General features: G+C 66.4%; 1 pseudogene. It reads right to left on the reverse strand.

What is annotated here, in order from left to right:
- A pseudogene (locus CAPSK01_RS23520) lies at window positions 1-426 on the reverse strand (heme utilization protein); the annotation flags it as partial.
- Window positions 427-527: the final 101 nt, after the last annotated feature.

Genomic DNA, 527 nt, shown 5'->3' on the forward strand with positions numbered 1-527 from the left:
CATCTGCGCCGAAGTCAGCGCGGCAATCTGGTCGGTGCCGAGGCTGGCGATCTGGGCGGTGGTGAGGGCGGCGAGCTGTGCCGTTCTGATCCCGGCGATCTGGCTGCTGCCCAGGACGATGGCGATCTGGCTGCTGGTCAGGGCGGCCACCTGGACGGTCTTGAGTGCCGCGACATCACGGGTTTCCAGGGCCGTCAGCTGGTTGCTGGTGAGGCCGTTGATGAGCTGGTTGGTGGTCAGGGCGCGGACCTGCGAGGAGGTCAGCGCGACGATCTGGCTGGTGCCGAGGTTGGCGATCTGACTGGTGGTGAGGGCGGCCACCTGGCTGCTCTTGAGTGCCGCGACATCGGCGGTTTCCATCGCCGCCAGTTGGGCGGAACTGAAGCCATTGACGAGCTGATTGGTGGTGAATGCGGCTATCTGCACCGAAGTCAGCGCGGCAATCTGGGCGGTACCGAGGCTGGCGATCTGGGCGGTGGTCAGGGCGGCGAGCTGTGCCGTTCTGATCCCGGCGATCTGGCTGCTGC

The organism is Candidatus Accumulibacter vicinus (assembly GCF_000584955.1).
Taxonomy (GTDB): Bacteria; Pseudomonadota; Gammaproteobacteria; order Burkholderiales; family Rhodocyclaceae; genus Accumulibacter; species Accumulibacter vicinus.